Consider the following 18,409-nt stretch of genomic DNA (forward strand, 5'->3'; position numbering starts at 1 on the left):
CTGCAACACCCGCCAAAGTCTGGGTCGGCGCGCTGCTGATCGGGGTGGTGCTGGCCATTTTGCCTTTTGTGTTGGGCATGGCCGGTCAGAGCTGGGTCCGTACCCTGAACTTTGCCTTGCTCTATGTGATGCTGGCACTGGGCCTGAACATCGTGGTGGGTTTTGCCGGCCTGCTGGATCTGGGCTATATCGCGTTCTATGCGGTAGGCGCCTATGTCTGGGCTATGTTGGCCTCGCCACATTTTGGATTGCATTTGCCCTTCTGGATGGTGTTGCCAGCCGGTATTGCCCTGGCAGCGGTATTTGGCGTTTTGCTGGGCTTTCCGGTGCTGCGCCTGCGTGGGGACTATCTGGCCATCGTGACTTTGGGGTTTGGTGAGATTATCCGCATCTTCATGAACAATCTGGATGCGCCCATCAACATCACCAACGGCCCGCAAGGGATCAATCGGGTCGATACCTTCAAGATTGGTGATTTCATATTCGGTAAAGCGGAAACCCTGTTTGGCATACGGATAACCGGGCCGGAAAAGTACTATTACCTGCTTTTGCTGATCACCCTGCTGATTGTGTTCATCTGCGTGCGCTTGCAGCACTCCCGTATTGGGCGCGCCTGGGAAGCCATTCGTGAAGATGAAATTGCGGCCAAGGCTATGGGCATCAATACCCGTAACGTCAAACTGCTGGCTTTTGCCATGGGTGCAACCTTTGGTGGCGTGGCCGGCGGTCTGTTTGCTTCCATGCAAGGCTTCGTCAGCCCAGAGAGTTTCAGCCTGACCGAATCGATCGCCGTGCTGTGCATGGTTGTGTTGGGAGGGATGGGACATATCCCTGGAGTGATCGTGGGTGCCTTGCTGCTTTCCGTCTTCCCCGAGTTGCTGCGCTCCGTCGTGGTGCCCTTGCAGCAAAGCGTGTTTGGCGACGTGATTCTGGACCCGGACGGCATCCGTATGCTCCTGTTTGGTTTTGCTCTGGTACTGGTCATGATCTACCGCCCCGAAGGGCTATGGCCCTCCGCGGTGCGCCGTCGTGAGCGCAAAATGAAGCAGGTGCAAGCATGAGTGTGACCATGAACCAACACGTAAAAGAGGGCGAGGTGCTGTTGCAGGCAGAAGGCTTGTCCAAGCGCTTCGGCGGTTTGCAGGCCTTGTCCGATGTCAGTTTCAGCATTCGCAAAGGTGACATTTACGGTCTGATCGGCCCGAACGGCGCAGGTAAAACTACGCTGTTCAACGTGATGACGGGCCTGTATATCCCCGAGTCGGGCCGCTGCACCTTTGCGGGTCGTAATCTGACCGATTGCAAGCCTCATCAAATTGCTGAGTCCGGTTTTGCGCGTACTTTCCAAAACATTCGTTTGTTTGGCAGCTTGTCTGCCCTGGAAAACGTCATGATTGGTCGTCACGTCCGCACCCGCGCAGGCGTGCTGGGTGCGGTGCTGCGTAACCGCGCTACTCGTCAGGAAGAAGAGCAGATCGAGGCCCGTGCCTACGAGTTGCTGGATTACGTGGGCATCGCCCAGCACGCTAACGAGATTGCCCGGTCCTTGTCCTACGGTGACCAGCGCCGCCTGGAAATCGCCCGCGCCTTGGCAACCGATCCCATGTTGCTGGCCCTTGACGAACCGGCCGCTGGGATGAACCCGTCCGAGACCGTCGTCCTGCGCCAGCTGATTGAAAAAATCCGTGGTGACGGCATTACTGTCCTGCTGATCGAACACGATATGAAGCTGGTCATGGGCCTGTGTGACCGAGTCCTGGTGCTGGAATACGGCAAAGTATTGGCCGAAGGTAAACCTGCCGAAGTCCAGCATAACCCGCGTGTGATTGAGGCCTATCTGGGTGCGGGTGCTGCCAAAGAGCTGGGTATTACCGTTGAAGAGGAAAAGGCATGAGCACAGAACCGTTGATGCTGGATATTCGGGGCCTGGACGTGGCTTATGGCGGCATCCGGGCGGTACGCGGCCTGGACCTGCGAGTCGGGCAAGGCGAACTGGTTTGCCTGATTGGTGCTAACGGTGCTGGTAAAAGCACCACCTTGCGGGCTATTACCGGACTGGTTCCGGCGGCTGCCGGTCAGATTCAACACCAGGGCGAGAGCATAGTCGGCCTGCCATCACACCAGCTCGTGCGCCGTGGTGTGGTCATGGTGCCGGAAGGGCGGGGCATCTTTCCTCAACTGACGATTGAGGAAAACCTGGCCATGGGGGCATATACCCGCAAGGATCATCACGAAGTACGCCAGGATATCGAACGTATCTACACCCTGTTTCCGCGACTGGCTGAGCGTAAAAAACAATCGGCCGGGACGTTGTCCGGTGGGGAACAGCAGATGGTGGCCATGGGACGCGCCATGATTTCCCGGCCGTCCTTGCTACTGTTGGATGAACCGTCCATGGGGCTGGCCCCGATCATGGTTGAGCGGATTTTTGAGCTGATCCAGACCATTGCCAAAGAAGGCGTGACGATCTTGCTGATCGAGCAGAATGCGCGCTTGGCATTGGAACTGGGAGATCGGGGCTATGTGATGGAGTCGGGGCGGATTATTCTGGAAGGCCCGGCTGCGCAGTTGCTGCATGACCCCAAGGTACGAGCCGCGTATCTGGGGGAAGAGGATTTTGCTGCGTAAGTAGGATTTAGGATTAGAAAAAAAAGCCAATCAGCTCAGAGCTGATTGGCTTTTTGATTTTTGTGCTGGGTTTTATAAGTAGTGAAGATTAATCTTGAGAGGGCTGCTTTCGACCCGTTGCCGCCATTGAGCTTTCAGGAAAGCTGTTGTTCAACGCTTTTCACTTAGTGGTGGTGTGCATCAGGTCAGCCTTTGCAGGGCCTTTACTATGCTGTCTTTGCGCTTCTCGTAGAACTCGTCAAACGCATCAAATACGTAGGATGTCATTTCTGGTATGAGGTGCCGCCGTCGAAAAGAAGCATCGCGCGTCTTGATCCATTCCTCAAATGGCGTAGCGTTTTTCGACAAATTCTCGGATTCGGTAAGCAATTGCAGGTTAGCGAGCAGGTTGTACTTAGCGATATACGATTGCACTTTGGATTCAGCGTAACCACGTCGTTTTAAGAGTCGAATCTGAAACTCCGACTGAGGGAATATATGGTCCTCGTGGAATACGGCGTCCTTCCAGTCCCGGTCGGGGTAGAGCAGTGACAGAACCAGGTTCGTATAGCGGCCCTGGTAGCGGTAGGTGAGTATGCGCTCGATCTCAGCATCGGTGAGCCTTGGCTCAATTTCCAGAGACTTGTAAAGGTCGTCGGCTGGGAACGGTGTATCGGGGCCTGCATCTTTCAACAACTCCCGAAGGCGGTTCAGCGTGGTGTCCGACGATCCGCCAAAAGCGTTCTTCAGGGTCGAGAAGATAAACCACTGTCGAATGGCGATTTGGGCCTCGGCGTCCTCGACCTTTGAGGACATGTCGAAGGTCCGGTTGCCCCGCTTAAGCAGGTAAAGGGCAATCGGCAGCAGTGCCAGAGGGGCAACGACGTTTTTGGAGTTGAAACCAAAGCGGGAGATCAGCCGCACGGTTGTTGTCAGGGCCTCCTTGATGTCGCCCCAATTTTCCTCGATCTTCCGCAAATTACTCCGAGAGAAGTTCTTCACCCTATATTGGATGGGTAGGTCTTCAGTCAGGTACAGACAAGCCTTCAGTACGAAGTCCTTGCCGAATCCGTAGCCGGTCCCGATGTCGTTGAGTGAGTCGGTGAACTCATGGATTTCTTTTCGGGCATCCAGTGTCTCCCACTTCGCTGTCGCTGTGGCGAGCAGCAGATCCGAGTATTCTAGCGGCTGGCCCGCCGAGTTCGCCCGGACAAACACCTGCAATACCTTGTCGTAATCTTGAGATTTCTCCTGGTAGTAGTTGCCCACCAGGGTTGTGTGGATTCGGTTGTGCAGACGGCCGATCAGCCTGTTGGCGTTATCACGCAGGTCTTCCGGTAGCTCAGCCAGCTTCGATTTCATGTCGGCCTTCGCGTCTTCAGCGTCCTCGAAGTCGAGGATGCGGCCCACGGGATACCAAAGCTGCGGGGCTTTGCCACTAGGATCGCCGCTCTCACGGAAGGCGAAACCGTAGGTCAACTCCTCCGGGTTGTCCTCGTTCGGCGTCGGAGGCTTTAGCAGATTGAGATAGAGGCTGGTCTGGCGCCAACGGTAGTAGAAGTAACGGTACGAACCCTTCAGGCCGATCAGGAGTGATGTGATGCGTTGCTGGCCGTCGAGGACGAGAGTAACGTCCCTGGTGATCCCCGCCATGTTCGCCAGTGGGTTGTGCGACGACTCGCCGTCGAAGTCTCGGATGAATTCGTAGATCGGCCACTCGTCTTTATTCTTTTGCTCTAACTTCCAGTACAGGAACGAACCGATGGGGAAGTCCGCCATAATCGAATCGAACAGCCGTTCGATGCGGTCGGTCCCCCACACGAATTCCCGCTGAATGGCCGGCAGGTAAATATCCCGATTTACCTGCCGGATGATGTCGCTGACCCTAACGGGTATATATTCCAATTAGCCTCTCCTTGCCTAACTTTGTTTTCTGGCAACATCTCCGTCGCGTAACATTGGAATGCCTGAGAATTTGCCCAACAAGTGTCTTTTTAGAAAAACAAAACATGAGCAAGATGGGATAGTAAGGCAGGAATAGCTGTAGTCAACAGCCTTAGGGGTAGATGCGATCAATCTGGCATACAGTAGGCCTCTCTTGTCTTGATGAACGCAATCCGCATTGGATGGCCAGCGACTGCTCAAGGCCGAAAGCTGCCTTGATGAGCTGAACGTTATCGTTCTACTGGGGATATCCATCTGGCATTGTCAAAGAAGGTCCTGCAATTAAGCAGCCACACCAAACAAAGCACCGACGCCAGCCGTTAGCCCCATCGCCAATGCCCCCCAGAAGGTCACGCGGGCGGTCGAGACGAATAGCGGAGCGCCACCTGCCTTGGCGGCGATCAAGCCTAGAAGGGCGAGAAAGAGCAGCGAGCTGCCTGCGACATACCACATGAGTGCAGCCGTCGGCAGCAGCAGAACCACCAGCAAAGGCAGCAGGGCACCTGCGGCAAATGTCGCAGCCGAGGCCAGTGCGGCCTGTACCGGTTTGGCCGCCAAGGTCTCTGATATGCCAAGCTCGTCTCGCGCATGGGCCCCGAGTGCGTCGTGGGCCATTAGCTGGGTCGCGACATGTGACGCCAGATTTTCATCCAGGCCCCGATTGATATAAATGGCTGTGAGTTCGGCATGTTCCTGCTCAGGGTTCTTCGCCAGTTCTGCTTTCTCGCGGGCCAGATCTGCGCTCTCTGTATCGGCTTGTGAACTGACTGATACATACTCACCGGCCGCCATGGACATGGCACCAGCGACCAGGCTGGCAACGCCTGCAACAAGAATGCTCTTGGCACTTGCTCCTGTGGCCGCCACCCCCAAGACCAAGCTGGCTGTCGAGACAATCCCGTCATTCGCCCCTAAAACAGCGGCTCGAAGCCAGCCTGTACGGTGCGTCTTGTGTCTTTCAGTATGTCTCATAGATAGCCCCAGATTGGTGTGTGGTTGCGTACGGTGCCGGTCGTATGACGTATGGCCTGTTTAAGTGAAGCATGAAGCGCGCGCTGTCAGTCCCGGCATCTAATTAACCATCATCAGGATCAACAGTCATGCGATATTGACGCCAGTATGGTTGTCTGCGTGCCGTTCTTCGCGTGAAACCGTGGTGAATCTACATGCCCCCCTGCACCACTTATTTACAAGCAAAGCATACACAAGTCTGTGAAAACTGCGGCAAGACATGATCCTGTTGGTGGGCTAGCGCGTGGGCGAGCGAATGAATGTGGTAGGGGAGTGAGTCGGGGGTATCACTCAGCACCGTCGGTGACAGCCACTTCGGGCCATGATTGGCATGCTCAGCGGCAGCGGTTTTGGTAAGCTGGTACTTGGCATCACCAGTGAGTAAGGTCCTGCTGGCGCGATTGCTTGTTTCTCTGTCCTCCATTCAAAGAAGGTGCTCCATGAAGATTTTGATGATTCTGACTTCGCACGATCAACTGGGCAACACAGGTCAAAAAACGGGTTTCTGGCTGGAGGAGTTCGCTGCGCCTTATTACGTCTTTAAGGACGCGGGGGCGCAGATCACGGTCGCGTCGCCACAGGGTGGGCAGGTGCCACTGGACCCCAAGAGCGACGATCCTGCGGCGCAGACCGATGACACACGCCGTTTCAAGGAAGATCCCGCCGCCCAGGCCTTGCTTGGCAACACGCATAAACTGAAGGAGGTTGCCGCCGCCGACTTTGATGCTGTGTTTTATCCCGGTGGCCATGGGCCATTGTGGGACTTGGCCGAAGACCCCTTATCCATTGCGCTGATCGAAACCATGCTGGGCGCCGGCAAGCCGGTCGCTGCGGTCTGCCATGCACCCGGCGTATTGCGTCGTGTCAAGGCGCCTGATGGCACGCCGCTGGTTCGGGGTAAATCCGTCACCGGTTTTGCCAATAGCGAGGAAGAGGCTGTCGGCCTGACCGATGTTGTGCCATTTCTGGTGGAAGACATGTTGAAAGAGAACGGCGGTAATTACAGCAAAGGCGGTGACTGGCAACCCTATGTGGCCAGCGATGGCTTGCTGATCACCGGTCAGAACCCGGCCTCGTCCAAACCGGCCGCCCAGGCCTTGCTGAAGCTCTTGGGCTGACCCAGCCTAGCCAACGATGCTGTGCGCAGCATCGTTGCTGCGGTGGTTCTTGCGCCTGGTAGGGCCGAGGTACGTTCAATTGTTCTGGCAGCCATGGTGTTTGGACGTTGAGACAGCTAAAAGTGCTTGGGTGGTCAGTTGTACCTTTAACTGCTCACGGCGATCGCGCTACTGCGGGCCGTTGCGGCGGCAGGCCTGAATATCCAGTGCGCTCGTGGTTGCGCCAGCCTCACGCTTATGAGACCGGCCATGTGTGTGGCCCTGCAACTCAAGTTGTATGCCCTTTGCCTGACACTGAGGGGCAATGAGCAGCAATGCATCCAAATGGCGTGACAAAGCAGCTGAAAACGTCGCTCGAGGCTACAATGTAAAATTCTTGAAACCTAATCTATATGCTGGGACGCTTCGCGATGCGACGAGTGACACGCAGCTTGCGTCAGCGGCTGATCATGATTTTCGGTGGAGTTTCGCTGCTGTTGGGGCTTGTGTCCTCCGTCGTGATCGAGAATAGAGCCACACAGACCTTAACATCCCTCGGCCAAGACAAGCTGGAAGAAATCTCTCGCTCAATTGCCAGGGTGATGTCCCAGAGTTTGGTAGAACGCCGCCGTGAGATCGATCTTATCAGCCGCTTGCCAACCCTGACTCTTGAGGACTGGCAAACCGAGTCTGTACGGACCATTATTGATGCCGTTAAACAAGGCTATCGGCCTTACGCCTGGATGGGGCTAAGCGACATCAACGGTCGTGTCATTGTGGCCTCCGACGGTCTGCTTGAAGGCGTTGATGTCAGTGCTCGCCCTTGGTTCATCAGGGGTAAAGAACGCTTGTTTACGGGCGACGTTCATGAAGCCCTACTTCTGGCTCGTCATCTTCAGCCCTCCGCATCCCCGTCTGAGCCTCTGCGTTTCATTGACTTTGCCGCCCCGGTCCGCAACAGCCAAGGCGAAATAATTGGAGTCATTGCGACACACGCGCATTGGACGTGGATCGAAGCGGTCATCAAGGAAAGTGTCAGCCAGGAGCATACCAGTCATCAGATTGATGTCTTTCTTGTCGATCGGGCAGGGCAAGTACTGTACACACTTTCAAGAACGCGTGAAGTCGAGCTATTCGGTACCTCATCTGCCAGCGGTGCACTCAACCTCACCTTAACTGAGGACATGTTCAAGGAATACATTTCAGCTCGTGCCGCCATCGTCGGCCCAGGCTCGGAAGACCTTGGATGGTCGATTGTCGTGCGCCAGCCACGCGAGATTGCACTTGCCAGCGTCAGCATCCTGCACCAGCAGATGCTCTGGCTCGGAATCGGTCTTTCCCTGCTGCTGGTCGTGCTGGCTGACCGGGCCGCTGTCCGGTTCAGCAGGCCGTTGCAAGACATTGAAAGAACCGCGTCTCAGATCAACGCGGGCAAAGAGGACGTCAATTTTTCTGTTAAATCCAGTGGAATCCGCGAACTCGACTCCTTGAGCCTGTCGCTTGCTGGCATGACGCATACGCTGATAACGCGCAAAACAGCGCTACAAGACCTGAATCAGTCGCTTGAGTCTCAGGTGCTGGCTCGAACCGCCGACCTGACAGAAGCGAACAGGAAGCTGGAGTCGCTCGCCTCCACAGATGGTTTAACGGGTTTAGCCAATCGACGCCAGTTCGACAAAATCTTGCTGGAAGAAATTGCACGCGCTCGTCGTCATTCTCATCCTCTTGCGCTAATCCTGCTGGACATTGATTTTTTCAAGCATTTCAATGATCGCTATGGTCATCAAGCCGGTGATGACTGCCTGCGAGCTGTGGCGCAGGCCCTCAAGAGGGTGGGCCGACGCTCGAGCGATTTTGTGGCCCGCTACGGGGGTGAAGAGTTCGCGATTATTTTGCCTGAAACTCCATGCGCTAAAGCCCTGGAGCTGGCAAAGGCCGTTTGCACCACCGTGCGATCCTTGGACATCCCGCATTCGGACTCACCCATCGGGTTTGTCACAATCAGTGCGGGCGTCACCTGTCTCGACACACGCGATCCTCAACCCGCGATCACACTTGTGTCGCGTGCTGACGCGGCGCTCTATAAGGCTAAAGTCAGCGGTCGCAATCAAGCATTCCTCGACAATTCTGTCCATTTGGACGGTAGGGGCAAGCCTACGGCCTGAAGGCTTGAGTTGCTGGGTGGTGGGGGATTGACGTCATTGAGCCGGGCAGCCTCCGAGGGCGCGGCGCGTGAGAGTACGGTAGGTCGAAACCGTGTGGACCTAGTGTTCTCGTTGGCGTTGTGTCACCTAAGACTTCCTTAGCAGCGCAAGCGCTGTTTATCTGGCTGTATCTCGTCCAGCGTTTGCTACGAGCCTACTGCCAACGCGCCTTGCGCCAAGCCTCTTGTTCCCCAGCGTCAAGAAACGTCCAGGCTACAAACCGACTTTGCTTTTGACCTTGCGTCATTTCAACTGTCTGTATCTTGAAGGCCTTGGCCTTCCTCAAAGCAGACAAGATTCCAGGTAAGTTCGACGCTTTGGACACCAAGCTGCTGAACCATAGCACTTGCCGGCCTACAATCGTGCTTTCTTCTATCATGCGGCGTATAAAGCGTGCTTCACCACCCTCACACCATAGCTCTGCATGTTGCCCACCGAAATTCAGCACAGGCGCCTGTTGTTTAGGCACCGCCTTGCCCAGTCCGCGCCATTTGCGCTGGCTGCCGCTTAAGGCCTCATCGAGCGATGAATGAAAGGGCGGGTTGCATAGCGTCAGGTCAATGTAGTCATTTGCACCCAGGATGCCTTTAAAAATATGGGCGGGCGATTTCTGTTGACGTAACTTGATGGCAGCCGACAGGCCGGGATTGGCATGAATAATCGTGCGCGCCGATGTTAAGGCACTTGCGTCAATGTCCGTGCCCAGAAACTGCCAGCCATACTCGGCATGACCAATCAAAGGGTAGATGGCATTTGCGCCGACGCCAATATCAAGGACACGCACTGCTTCACCGCGGGGAATGCTCCCCTTATTGCTGTTGGCTAGCACATCGGCCAAGTAGTGCACGTAATCGGCACGCCCAGGAATAGGAGGGCACAGGTAATTGGCCGGGATATCCCAATGTGCTATGCCGTAAAAGCTCTTGAGCAGGGCGCGATTCAGGGCTTTGACGGCATTCGGATCTGCGAAGTTGATGCTTTGATCGCCGTAGGGATTGACGAAAACGAAAGCTGCCAGTTCGGGTGTCTCTTTGATCAGGGTGTCAAAGTCATAACGGCCCTGATGGCGGTTACGCGGATGGAGTTGAGCCGCTGTTTTGTTTGATGTGGCTCGTTCAGCGTTGGAACTACCTGTTTTGTGAGAGGGCATTGAAGTCCGAAAATGGCTTGGGTCAGTCTGAATCGTGGCGCTGGCACGCGTGTAGAGCATCGTGTCAGGGCTGTAAAGGAGCGATGCCTGCTGTTGTGGTCAGGCGGGTGTGCATCGCGTCCTTCTCTCGCCTTAAGGCTTAATGCTTGCCTGTGCTGCCAAAGCCGCCTGTGCCACGTTCTGTCTCAGTAGAGAACTCGCTTACCAACTGCAGCGCAACTTGCACGACTGGCTGGAACATGAGCTGAGCGATACGTTCGCCGGGCTGAATGACATAGTCCTGGTCGCTGTCGTTGGCCAGAATCACCCCGATCTCGCCGTGGTAGTCGGCATCAATCACGCCAATGCCTTGTGCAACCCGCACACCGTGTTTGAGGGACAGGCCCGAGCGTGAGGCGACGATGGCAACCAGACCAGGGTCCATCATATTAATGGCCAGTCCGGTTTTAACCAGTGTGCGGCCGCCTGCGGCCAGGGTGACGGCTTCGCTCAGGCAAGCACGCAGGTCCATGGCAGCAGAGCCGTCCGTGGCGTAGCTGGGGGCTTCAATGGTCGTGCCCAACAGATCATTGACGATGCGAGCTTCAATACGGCGATGCATAGACGGTATCCTGAAAAAAAGAGGCAGCGCATCCGCTTGGCGCTGCCCGCAATCATAAAAGAGAAAAAGCGTTAAAGCCGCTGGGCGATATCTTGTACCAGTTGACGTGCAGCCAGCAGTTTATCCTGGGCAGGCCAGTGCATATGGCCTTGCTCGTCAAATAGCACGAGTTCGGTGTCGTCGGCGTTCATGGCGCGCTGGGCCAGGTTGGCAACCAGCAAAGGCACATTTTTACGCTGGCGCTTGGCCTGGGCGTGCTCGATCAAATTGTCTGTCTCGGCGGCAAAGCCGACGCAGAAAGGACCGTTCTTCAGTGCGGCAACCTCGGCCAGAATATCGGGATTGGGGCTGAATTGCAGGTTTGGTGTGGCTTGTTCAGACGTCTTTTTAATCTTGATGTCGCTGGCATTGCTGACGTACCAGTCGGCCACCGCTGCAACGCTGATGAAGATATCGGCATCATCCACTTGAGACATGACGGTGGCGTGCATTTGGCGGGCCGTTTCCACGTTGATGCGACGCACCTGGTAAGGTGTTTCCAGTGCAACCGGCCCTGAGACCAGCGTGACGTGTGCACCAGCCTCCTGAGCCGCCCGTGCAATGGCGTAGCCCATCTTGCCGGAGGAGCGGTTGCTGATGACGCGCACCGGGTCAATCGGCTCGCTGGTAGGGCCAGCGGTAATCAGCACGCGTTTGCCCGCCAGCAGTTTGGGCTGAAAGAACGCCGTCAGCTCAGCAAGCAGTTGGGCCGGTTCCAGCATGCGCCCGTCGCCGGTTTCACCACAGGCCTGGTCCCCTGTGCCGGGGCCCAGAATATGCACACCGTCGCGGCGTAGTTGTTCCACATTGCGCTGGGTAGCCGGATGCAGCCACATTTCCCGGTTCATGGCCGGGGCCAGCAGTAGCGGGCAATGACCACGGGCGATGCACAAGGTGCTGAGCAGGTCGTCGGCCAGGCCATTGGCCAGCTTGGCCATGAAGTTGGTGCTGGCCGGCGCAATCAGAATGGCGTCTGCGTCCCGGCTGAGCTGGATGTGGGCCATATTGTTAGGTACACGTGCATCCCACAGATCGGTATAGACCGTGCGGCCCGACAAGGCCTGAAAAGTGACCGGGCTGATAAAACGCGTGGCCGATTCGGTCATCACGACATCAATCCGGGCGCCCAGGTCCTGGCTGCGACGCAAGAGTTCGGCGGTTTTATAAGCAGCGATGCCGCCGGTGATGCCAAACACCAGTTTTTTATTGCTAAGCATAGGACATGATCCTTACAGACTCAGGAGCGCTGTCGTTTGTTGCGGCGCATGCGCAGAAACTCATCCAGCACCAACAAGGCAGCGCCGCAGCTAATGGCGACGTCGGCAATGTTGAAGGCTGGAAAGTAGGACTGATTCCAGTAAAAAAGCAGGAAATCCACAACGTGACCATGCATCAGACGATCGACCACATTACCAACCGCCCCGCCCAGAATCAGGCTCAGTGACAGGCAGAACAAGGGCTGTTTGGCGGATCGACGCAGCATGGTCACGATAAACACCGTGGCAATGGCGGCAATGCCGACAAAGAACCAGCGTTGCCAGCCCTGGCCGCCGGCCAGGAAACTGAACGCAGCCCCGGGGTTGTAGAGCAGGGTGAAGTCAAAAAAAGGCAGGATGTTCCAACGTTCCTGATAGAACAGGTTGCTGTCGAAATACTGCTTGGTCCACTGGTCCAGGCCTACGATCAAGGCGGCCAGACCAATCCAGGCCCAGAACTGCCGGGAGGGCAGTCGGGCCTGGTCGGGAGAAGAGGCCATGTCCTGATCAGGCATGGTGACGCACTTCGCCTTCGCCAAACAGATTGTCCTCGCAACGACCACACAGGGTGGGGTGCTCGGCGCTTTGGCCTACGTCAGGGCGATGGTGCCAGCAGCGCTCGCACTTGGCCTGTTCGGTAGGGGTGACATCAATGCGCAAGTCGCCTTCGCCAGCGTGCACGTCGGCACGGGAAACGATCAGCATGAAGCGCAAGTCTTCGCCCAGGGAGCGCAGGAATTCCAGATCCTGATCTTGGGCGTAGATGTCGATCTCGGCAGCCAGGGACGAACCGATGGCGCCGGTGCTGCGTACATCTTCAATACGACGCATCACGTCGGCACGGATGGCGCGCAGACGCTGCCATTTGGCGCTAAGTGCCGACTGCTCGCCTTGCTCGGGCAAGGCATGGAACAGTTCGGTGAAGATGGTGCCGCTAGGAACCGAACCACCGTGCATGTCGCGCCAGGCTTCTTCTGCCGTGAAGGACAGGATAGGGGCCATCAGCTTGAGCAGTGTCTGGGTCAAGTGATACAGCGCGGTCTGAGCCGAGCGGCGGGGCTGACCCTCTTTAGCGGTGGTGTACAGGCGGTCTTTCAGAATATCCAGGTAGAAAGCCCCCAGATCTTCAGAGCAGAAGGTTTGCAAGCGGGCCACGATAGGATGGAATTCGTAGCGCTTGTAGTTCTCCAGCAGGTCGGCCTGCATGTCGGCGGTCATTTGCAGGGCGTAACGGTCGATCTCGATCAATTGATCAACAGGCACTGCATGTTGGGTGACATCGAAGTCGGCCAGGTTACCCAGCAGAAACTTCAAGGTATTGCGGATACGGCGGTAGCCTTCCACAACACGCTTCAGAATTTCATCGGAGATGGACAGCTCGCCCGAATAGTCCGTGGAGGCGGCCCACAGGCGCATGATTTCGGCGCCCATCTTGTCGGCAATCTCTTGCGGCTTGATGATGTTGCCCAGCGATTTGCTCATCTTGCGGCCATTGCCGTCCACCACAAAGCCGTGAGTGAGCAGGGCTTTGTACGGTGCGCGACCGTACAACATGCAGCCAGTCAGCAAGGAGGAATGGAACCAGCCACGGTGTTGGTCCGAACCTTCCAGGTACAGATCGGCAGGCCATTGCAGCTTGTCGGCGTGCGAACCGTGCGTGGTGTGATCCTTGCCGCCCAAAACGGTGGCGTGCGTGGTGCCCGAGTCAAACCACACGTCCAGCGTGTCGCGGTTTTTCTCGTACAGATCGGCCTCGTCGCCCAGGAGCTCACGCGGGTCCAGGTTCTGCCAGGCTTCGATACCGCTTTTTTCGATGCGTTGAGCGACTTGTTCCATCAGCTCGGGCGTGCGCGGATGCAGCTCACCCGTTTCCTTGTGTACAAAGAACGCCATGGGTACACCCCATTGACGCTGTCGCGACAAGGTCCAGTCAGGGCGGTTGGCGATCATGGCATGCAGGCGGGCGCGACCCCAGGAGGGGTAGAACTCGGTGTTGTCAATGGCTTCCAGCGCCATCTCGCGCAGCGTGCGGCCACTGCTGTTTTCCTTGTCCATGCCGGCAAACCATTGGCTGGTGGCGCGGTAGATAATGGGGGTTTTGTGGCGCCAGCAGTGCATATAGCTGTGTGGGTGTTGCTCGGTCTTGAGCAAAGTGCCAGCGTTTTGCAAGGTTTCCACGATTTGTGGGTTGGCCTTCCAGATCAGCTGACCGCCAAACAGAGGCAGATTGTCAGCGTAGTGCCCATTGCCCATGACGGGTTTGAGCATATCGTCGTCCTTCATGCCGTGGGCTTTGCAGGAGATAAAGTCCTCAATACCGTAGGCAGGGGCCGAGTGAACCACGCCAGTACCGCTGTCTAGGGTGACATAGTCGCCCAGGTACACGGGGGAGCGGCGCTGATAGCCAGCATCCACCTTGGCCAGCGGGTGATCAAATTCGATCAGGTTCAGGGCTTCACCCGTCGTGGTGGCAACAATCTGGCCGGTCAGCCCCCATTGTTCCAGACAGGATTTAACCAGATCCTCAGCTACGATCAGCATGGAGCCAGTCGCGCGTGCCGTGTCCAGTTTGACCAGGGCGTAGCGGATTTCGGGGTGGACGTTCAGCGCCTGGTTGGCAGGGATGGTCCAAGGAGTGGTGGTCCAGATGACGATGGCGCCATCGTCCACGTTGCTTACGCCAAAAGCGCTCGCCAATTTGTCTTTCTGGGCGAAGGGGAAAGCCACATGCACGGATGGGTCGGTGCGATCCGCGTATTCAACCTCGGCTTCTGCCAGGGCCGAGCCACAGTCAAAACACCAGTTCACCGGTTTCAGACCACGAAAGACGAAACCCTTTTGCATGATCTTGGACAGCGCGCGCAGCTCGTCGGCTTCGTTGCTGAAGTTCATGGTCAGGTAGGGATTCTCCCAGTCCGCCAGCACGCCCAGACGTTTGAAGTCCTTGCGCTGGCTCTCGATCTGTTCCAGCGCGTAGGCACGTGCCTTGGCCTGAACGTCGGCCACAGGCAGGTTCTTGCCGTACTTCTTTTCAATCTGAACTTCAATGGGCATGCCGTGGCAGTCCCAGCCAGGCACATATTGCGCGTCAAAGCCAGCCATGTTGCGGCTCTTGACGATGATGTCTTTCAAAATCTTGTTGACCGCGTGCCCGATGTGAATGTCACCGTTCGCATAGGGCGGGCCGTCGTGCAAAATGAACTTGGGACGACCGGCGCTGGCTTGCCGAATTGCTGCATAGACTTTGTTTTCTTCCCACTGGCTAATCCAGCCCGGCTCACGTTTGGCGAGATCACCACGCATGGGAAAAGGCGTGTCGGGCAAATTGAGAGAGTTTTTATAGTCCATTTGAAGCAAAGTAGTCGCGAGCGCGTTGTGCATCGTTGTCGATGGCAGCGATCATTGTGATGAGGTCAGGGAATTTTTCTTCGTCCCTGACAAATTCCAGAAATTCTATACGGGCAAGTTTACCGTAAGCATCCAGGCGTTGGTCCAGTAAATGCACCTCCAAGAGCAGCCGTCCCTGGTCGATGACGGTTGGGCGCACGCCCAGGGAGGCAATGCCGGGCAGAGCCTGCCCGGCCAGTCCGTGAACGCGAACCACGTACACGCCCGAGCGGGCGGCACAGTGCTCAGGGACACGGACATTGAGTGTCGGGTAGCCAATATCCCGGCCCAGCTTCTGGCCATGAATGACATGACCACTAATGTGAAAAGGTTTGCCCAGCAGCGCACGGGCGCGGTCCAGTTGACCGACGGCCAGGGCGGTGCGCACTTCCGAGCTGGAAATGCGGCGGCCATCGGCATCGGCCACGTCGTGCAAGGTCTCGACACTAAAACCATGACGTTTGCCCGCTTCGCGCAACATCTCAATGTCGCCGGCGCGTTTGTGGCCATAGCGGAAGTCTTCGCCCACCAGTAGCCAGCCCGTATTCAGGCCCTGAACCAGAATGTCTTCAATAAAGGTTGCTGCCGACATGTCGGCCATGGCCTGGTTGAAACGGGCCAGATAAATTTGTTCAATGCCGCACTGGTGCAGGGCCTCGACCTTGTCCCGCAAGCCGCTGATTTGCGTCGGTATCAGTTCGGGCCGTTGGCCGCGCTGCGCGAAAAAGGCGCGTGGGTGCGGGGTGAAGGTCATGACACAGGAGCTAAGACCTTGCTGGCGGGCCACGTCATTGACGCGGTGCAAGATGGCCTGGTGGCCCAGATGCACGCCGTCAAAATTACCAATGGTGACCGCGCTGCGGGCCGTGCTGTTGCGCCGTGGCAGAGAGCGATAGAGTTTTAGATCAGATTTCACAAGCGAGAGTTTACAATTTTGGATTCGTTATTTCTCGGGAAACAGGATTTTGACCGATTCCACCGTACCTTGTCGCCTTGTTGTGCTTATTTCAGGCCGCGGCTCCAACTTGCAAGCCATAGGCGAACTGATCAAGACAGCGGGCCTAAATGGCCGTATCGAGGCGGTCATCTCTAACAAGGCCGATGCGCCCGGATTGGCATGGGCACAGCGTCAAGGGCTGCCTGTCCAGACCGTTTCGCATCGCGAATTTGCAACACGCGAGGCCTTTGACCAGGCTTTGGCGTGCGTGATTGACCGCTACCAGCCAGATTATGTTCTACTGGCAGGATTCATGCGCATCCTGAGCACCGATTTTGTTCAGCACTATGCAGGCAAGCTCATCAATATACACCCATCCTTGCTTCCCAGCTTTCCCGGTTTGAATACCCATCAACAGGCACTTGACGCAGGCGTGCAGTTTCATGGCTGCTCGGTGCACTTTGTGACCCCTGTGCTCGATGATGGTCCCATCATTGCCCAGAGCATTGTGCCTGTCTTGCACAACGATGATGCACAAACCTTGGCAGAGCGCGTTCTGGCCACTGAACATCACGTCTATACCGAGGCCGTACGCTGGCTGATCGAGGGGCGCGTGCGTTTGCATGCCGATGGCCGTGTCGAGGTGGCCGGTCTTGCGCATCGCGGCTTTTATTTCCCCGCCTGATTTAAGCGGGTTATTTGGAATTTTTGAATATTCATGTCTGATCACCAACAATCTCGCGGCCGCTCGGACCGCAAGCGCCCCTCCTCGACGGACCAACGTAACGAGTCTGGAGCGCGCGGTCGTCCTTATGCAGCACGCCGTGACAAACCCTCGGGCCCACCCGAGCCGGGAGCGATGGCACAGCGTCGTCTGGAACAGGTTTCCAGTGCCCTGGGTGAAGTTTTGCAATGGAAGCATCCCGCCGACCTGGCTTTGACCCGCTGGGCCCGTACACGCCCCAAAATGGGCTCGCGTGACCGTGCCGAGATTCGTGAAGCTGTTTTCGACGTATTGCGTCACTTGCGCCAGTACCGTAATTGGGCAGAAAGCGGCGTGGGCCCGTCCACCCGTCGTCTGGCCATTCTTGGCCTGTCTACCGCGATGGGGCAGGAATCTCTGGCGCTGGGGCTGACACAAGAAGAGCGTCAGTGGCTGAGCCATATCCGTGCCCTGAACGTAGACGGTTTGCCAGTTGGCGTGCGCCTGAGCCTGCCTGAGTGGCTGGAAGAGCGTCTGAAAGAGATTCCGGACTCTTACAAACTGATGGCCGCCATGAACGAGCAGGCTTTGCTGGATCTGCGCGTCAACCCCATGAAAGCCGAGCGCGACACCGTGCTGCGCCAGTTGCAAAACGGTCCCATGGCCCGATTCAAACCGGTTGCCATGCCTTTTTCGCCCTGGGGTATCCGAATTGAAGGCCGCCCCTCTGTCGCTGTATGGCCACAGTATGAAAAAGGTGAGCTGGAAATTCAGGAAGAGGGCAGCCAGTTGCTGACCGCCTTGCTTGAGCCCCGTCGGGGCGAGATGGTCATCGATTACTGCGCGGGCGCCGGTGGCAAATCCCTGCTCCTGGGAGCCCTGATGCGCTCCACAGGCCGCCTGTACGCCTTTGACGTGTCGGCCACGCGCCTGAACAAGGCCAAGCCGCGGTTTGCCCGCGCCGGTCTGTCCAATGTGGTACCGGTGGTCATTCAGGAAGAAGGCGACCAGCGTGTTCGTCGCCTGCATGGCAAGGCTCACCGTGTGTTGGTGGATGCACCGTGCAGCGGATTGGGAACTTTGCGTCGAAATCCTGATCTTAAATGGCGTCAACACCCGCAGGCTCTGGAGCAGTACACTCAGATGCAGGCCGACATTCTGGAACAAGCCGCCGCTTGTGTTGCACCAGGAGGTCGTTTGGTTTACGCAACATGCAGTTTCTTGCCCGAGGAAAACGAGCAACAAGTGCAGGCATTCTTGGACAAACATCCCGAGTTCCGACTGCTGGACGCCCGGGAAATATTGAAGGACAAATGTCCGGCCCTTGCGCTAGAGGGGCCTTATTTAAATCTGCGCACGGACCGTCACCAGACAGATTGTTTCTTTGGTGCGGCACTTGAACGAATCACGGAAAGTGCTTGATTTAAAGCAAGTTCGTCCTTAAATAATGTTATTGTTAAGGGGTTAGGTGAG

Annotated in this window: 15 protein-coding genes; 7 read left to right on the top strand and 8 right to left on the bottom strand. The window is 56.7% G+C overall.

What is annotated here, in order from left to right; genetic code table 11:
• Nucleotides 1–77: 77 nt before the first annotated feature.
• The 3 genes from VF694_RS09020 to VF694_RS09030 are packed head-to-tail and all read left to right on the top strand — an operon-like array spanning nucleotide 78 to nucleotide 2,628.
• The gene (locus tag VF694_RS09020) at nucleotides 78–1,061 is read left to right on the top strand and encodes an ABC transporter permease subunit (protein WP_230406319.1); all 984 of its coding nucleotides are present in this window, start codon (nucleotides 78–80) and stop codon (nucleotides 1,059–1,061) included.
• Nucleotides 1,058–1,894, top strand: coding sequence for an ABC transporter ATP-binding protein (locus VF694_RS09025; RefSeq protein WP_003801463.1), 837 nt, complete (start codon nucleotides 1,058–1,060; stop codon nucleotides 1,892–1,894). The genes VF694_RS09020 and VF694_RS09025 overlap by 4 nt, the downstream gene beginning before the upstream one ends.
• Complete coding sequence (locus tag VF694_RS09030; RefSeq protein WP_131071556.1) at nucleotides 1,891–2,628, top strand: ABC transporter ATP-binding protein; 738 nt, start codon at nucleotides 1,891–1,893, stop codon at nucleotides 2,626–2,628. The genes VF694_RS09025 and VF694_RS09030 overlap by 4 nt, the downstream gene beginning before the upstream one ends.
• A 180-nt stretch (nucleotides 2,629–2,808) precedes the next feature.
• Here VF694_RS09030 and VF694_RS09035 read toward each other — a convergent pair whose 3' ends face one another.
• Together VF694_RS09035 and VF694_RS09040 are read right to left on the bottom strand one after the other, a co-directional pair.
• Nucleotides 2,809–4,512, bottom strand: coding sequence for a DUF262 domain-containing protein (locus VF694_RS09035; RefSeq protein WP_301607186.1), 1,704 nt, complete (start codon nucleotides 4,510–4,512; stop codon nucleotides 2,809–2,811).
• A 321-nt stretch (nucleotides 4,513–4,833) separates the two neighbouring features.
• Nucleotides 4,834–5,523, bottom strand: a complete 690-nt coding sequence (locus tag VF694_RS09040; RefSeq protein ID WP_039943272.1) for a VIT1/CCC1 transporter family protein — start codon at nucleotides 5,521–5,523, stop codon at nucleotides 4,834–4,836.
• A gap of 479 nt (nucleotides 5,524–6,002) precedes the next feature.
• Here VF694_RS09040 and VF694_RS09045 point away from each other — a divergent pair, with 479 nt between their 5' ends.
• Together VF694_RS09045 and VF694_RS09050 are read left to right on the top strand one after the other, a co-directional pair.
• Complete coding sequence (locus VF694_RS09045; protein WP_131071557.1) at nucleotides 6,003–6,680, top strand: type 1 glutamine amidotransferase domain-containing protein; 678 nt, start codon at nucleotides 6,003–6,005, stop codon at nucleotides 6,678–6,680.
• A gap of 392 nt (nucleotides 6,681–7,072) precedes the next feature.
• Nucleotides 7,073–8,824 (top strand): diguanylate cyclase, encoded by a 1,752-nt coding sequence (locus VF694_RS09050; protein ID WP_440164146.1) that lies wholly within the window; start codon nucleotides 7,073–7,075, stop codon nucleotides 8,822–8,824.
• A 193-nt stretch (nucleotides 8,825–9,017) separates the two neighbouring features.
• On the opposite strand, the gene rlmF is transcribed toward VF694_RS09050, so the two are convergent.
• From rlmF to VF694_RS09080, 6 genes are all read right to left on the bottom strand, one after another.
• Entirely contained in the window at nucleotides 9,018–10,013 is a 996-nt protein-coding gene (gene rlmF / locus VF694_RS09055) for a 23S rRNA (adenine(1618)-N(6))-methyltransferase RlmF (RefSeq protein ID WP_301607190.1), read from the bottom strand.
• A gap of 139 nt (nucleotides 10,014–10,152) precedes the next feature.
• Complete coding sequence (dut, locus tag VF694_RS09060) at nucleotides 10,153–10,614, bottom strand: dUTP diphosphatase (RefSeq protein ID WP_219235936.1); 462 nt, start codon at nucleotides 10,612–10,614, stop codon at nucleotides 10,153–10,155.
• 71 nt (nucleotides 10,615–10,685) lie between these two features.
• Entirely contained in the window at nucleotides 10,686–11,870 is a 1,185-nt protein-coding gene (coaBC, locus tag VF694_RS09065; protein ID WP_131071561.1) for a bifunctional phosphopantothenoylcysteine decarboxylase/phosphopantothenate--cysteine ligase CoaBC, read from the bottom strand.
• A gap of 20 nt (nucleotides 11,871–11,890) precedes the next feature.
• Nucleotides 11,891–12,424: a signal peptidase II gene (gene lspA, locus VF694_RS09070; RefSeq protein ID WP_003801453.1), complete on the bottom strand. Its 534-nt coding sequence runs from the start codon at nucleotides 12,422–12,424 to the stop codon at nucleotides 11,891–11,893.
• Nucleotides 12,417–15,257, bottom strand: coding sequence for an isoleucine--tRNA ligase (gene ileS / locus VF694_RS09075; protein ID WP_003801452.1), 2,841 nt, complete (start codon nucleotides 15,255–15,257; stop codon nucleotides 12,417–12,419). Before ileS ends, lspA begins: the two co-directional genes overlap by 8 nt.
• On the bottom strand, nucleotides 15,247–16,212 hold the full coding sequence (locus VF694_RS09080) for a bifunctional riboflavin kinase/FAD synthetase (RefSeq protein WP_003801451.1): 966 nt from the start codon (nucleotides 16,210–16,212) through the stop codon (nucleotides 15,247–15,249). Before VF694_RS09080 ends, ileS begins: the two co-directional genes overlap by 11 nt.
• Nucleotides 16,213–16,261: 49 nt before the next feature.
• Here VF694_RS09080 and purN point away from each other — a divergent pair, with 49 nt between their 5' ends.
• Nucleotides 16,262–16,918, top strand: coding sequence for a phosphoribosylglycinamide formyltransferase (gene purN, locus VF694_RS09085; RefSeq protein WP_059317761.1), 657 nt, complete (start codon nucleotides 16,262–16,264; stop codon nucleotides 16,916–16,918).
• A gap of 174 nt (nucleotides 16,919–17,092) precedes the next feature.
• Nucleotides 17,093–18,358: an RsmB/NOP family class I SAM-dependent RNA methyltransferase gene (locus tag VF694_RS09090; RefSeq protein ID WP_003801449.1), complete on the top strand. Its 1,266-nt coding sequence runs from the start codon at nucleotides 17,093–17,095 to the stop codon at nucleotides 18,356–18,358.
• The last annotated feature ends 51 nt before the right edge of the window (nucleotides 18,359–18,409 follow it).

The organism is Alcaligenes sp. Lyrl_28 (assembly GCF_051948705.1).
In the GTDB taxonomy this organism is placed as follows: Bacteria; Pseudomonadota; Gammaproteobacteria; order Burkholderiales; family Burkholderiaceae_B; genus Alcaligenes; species Alcaligenes ammonioxydans.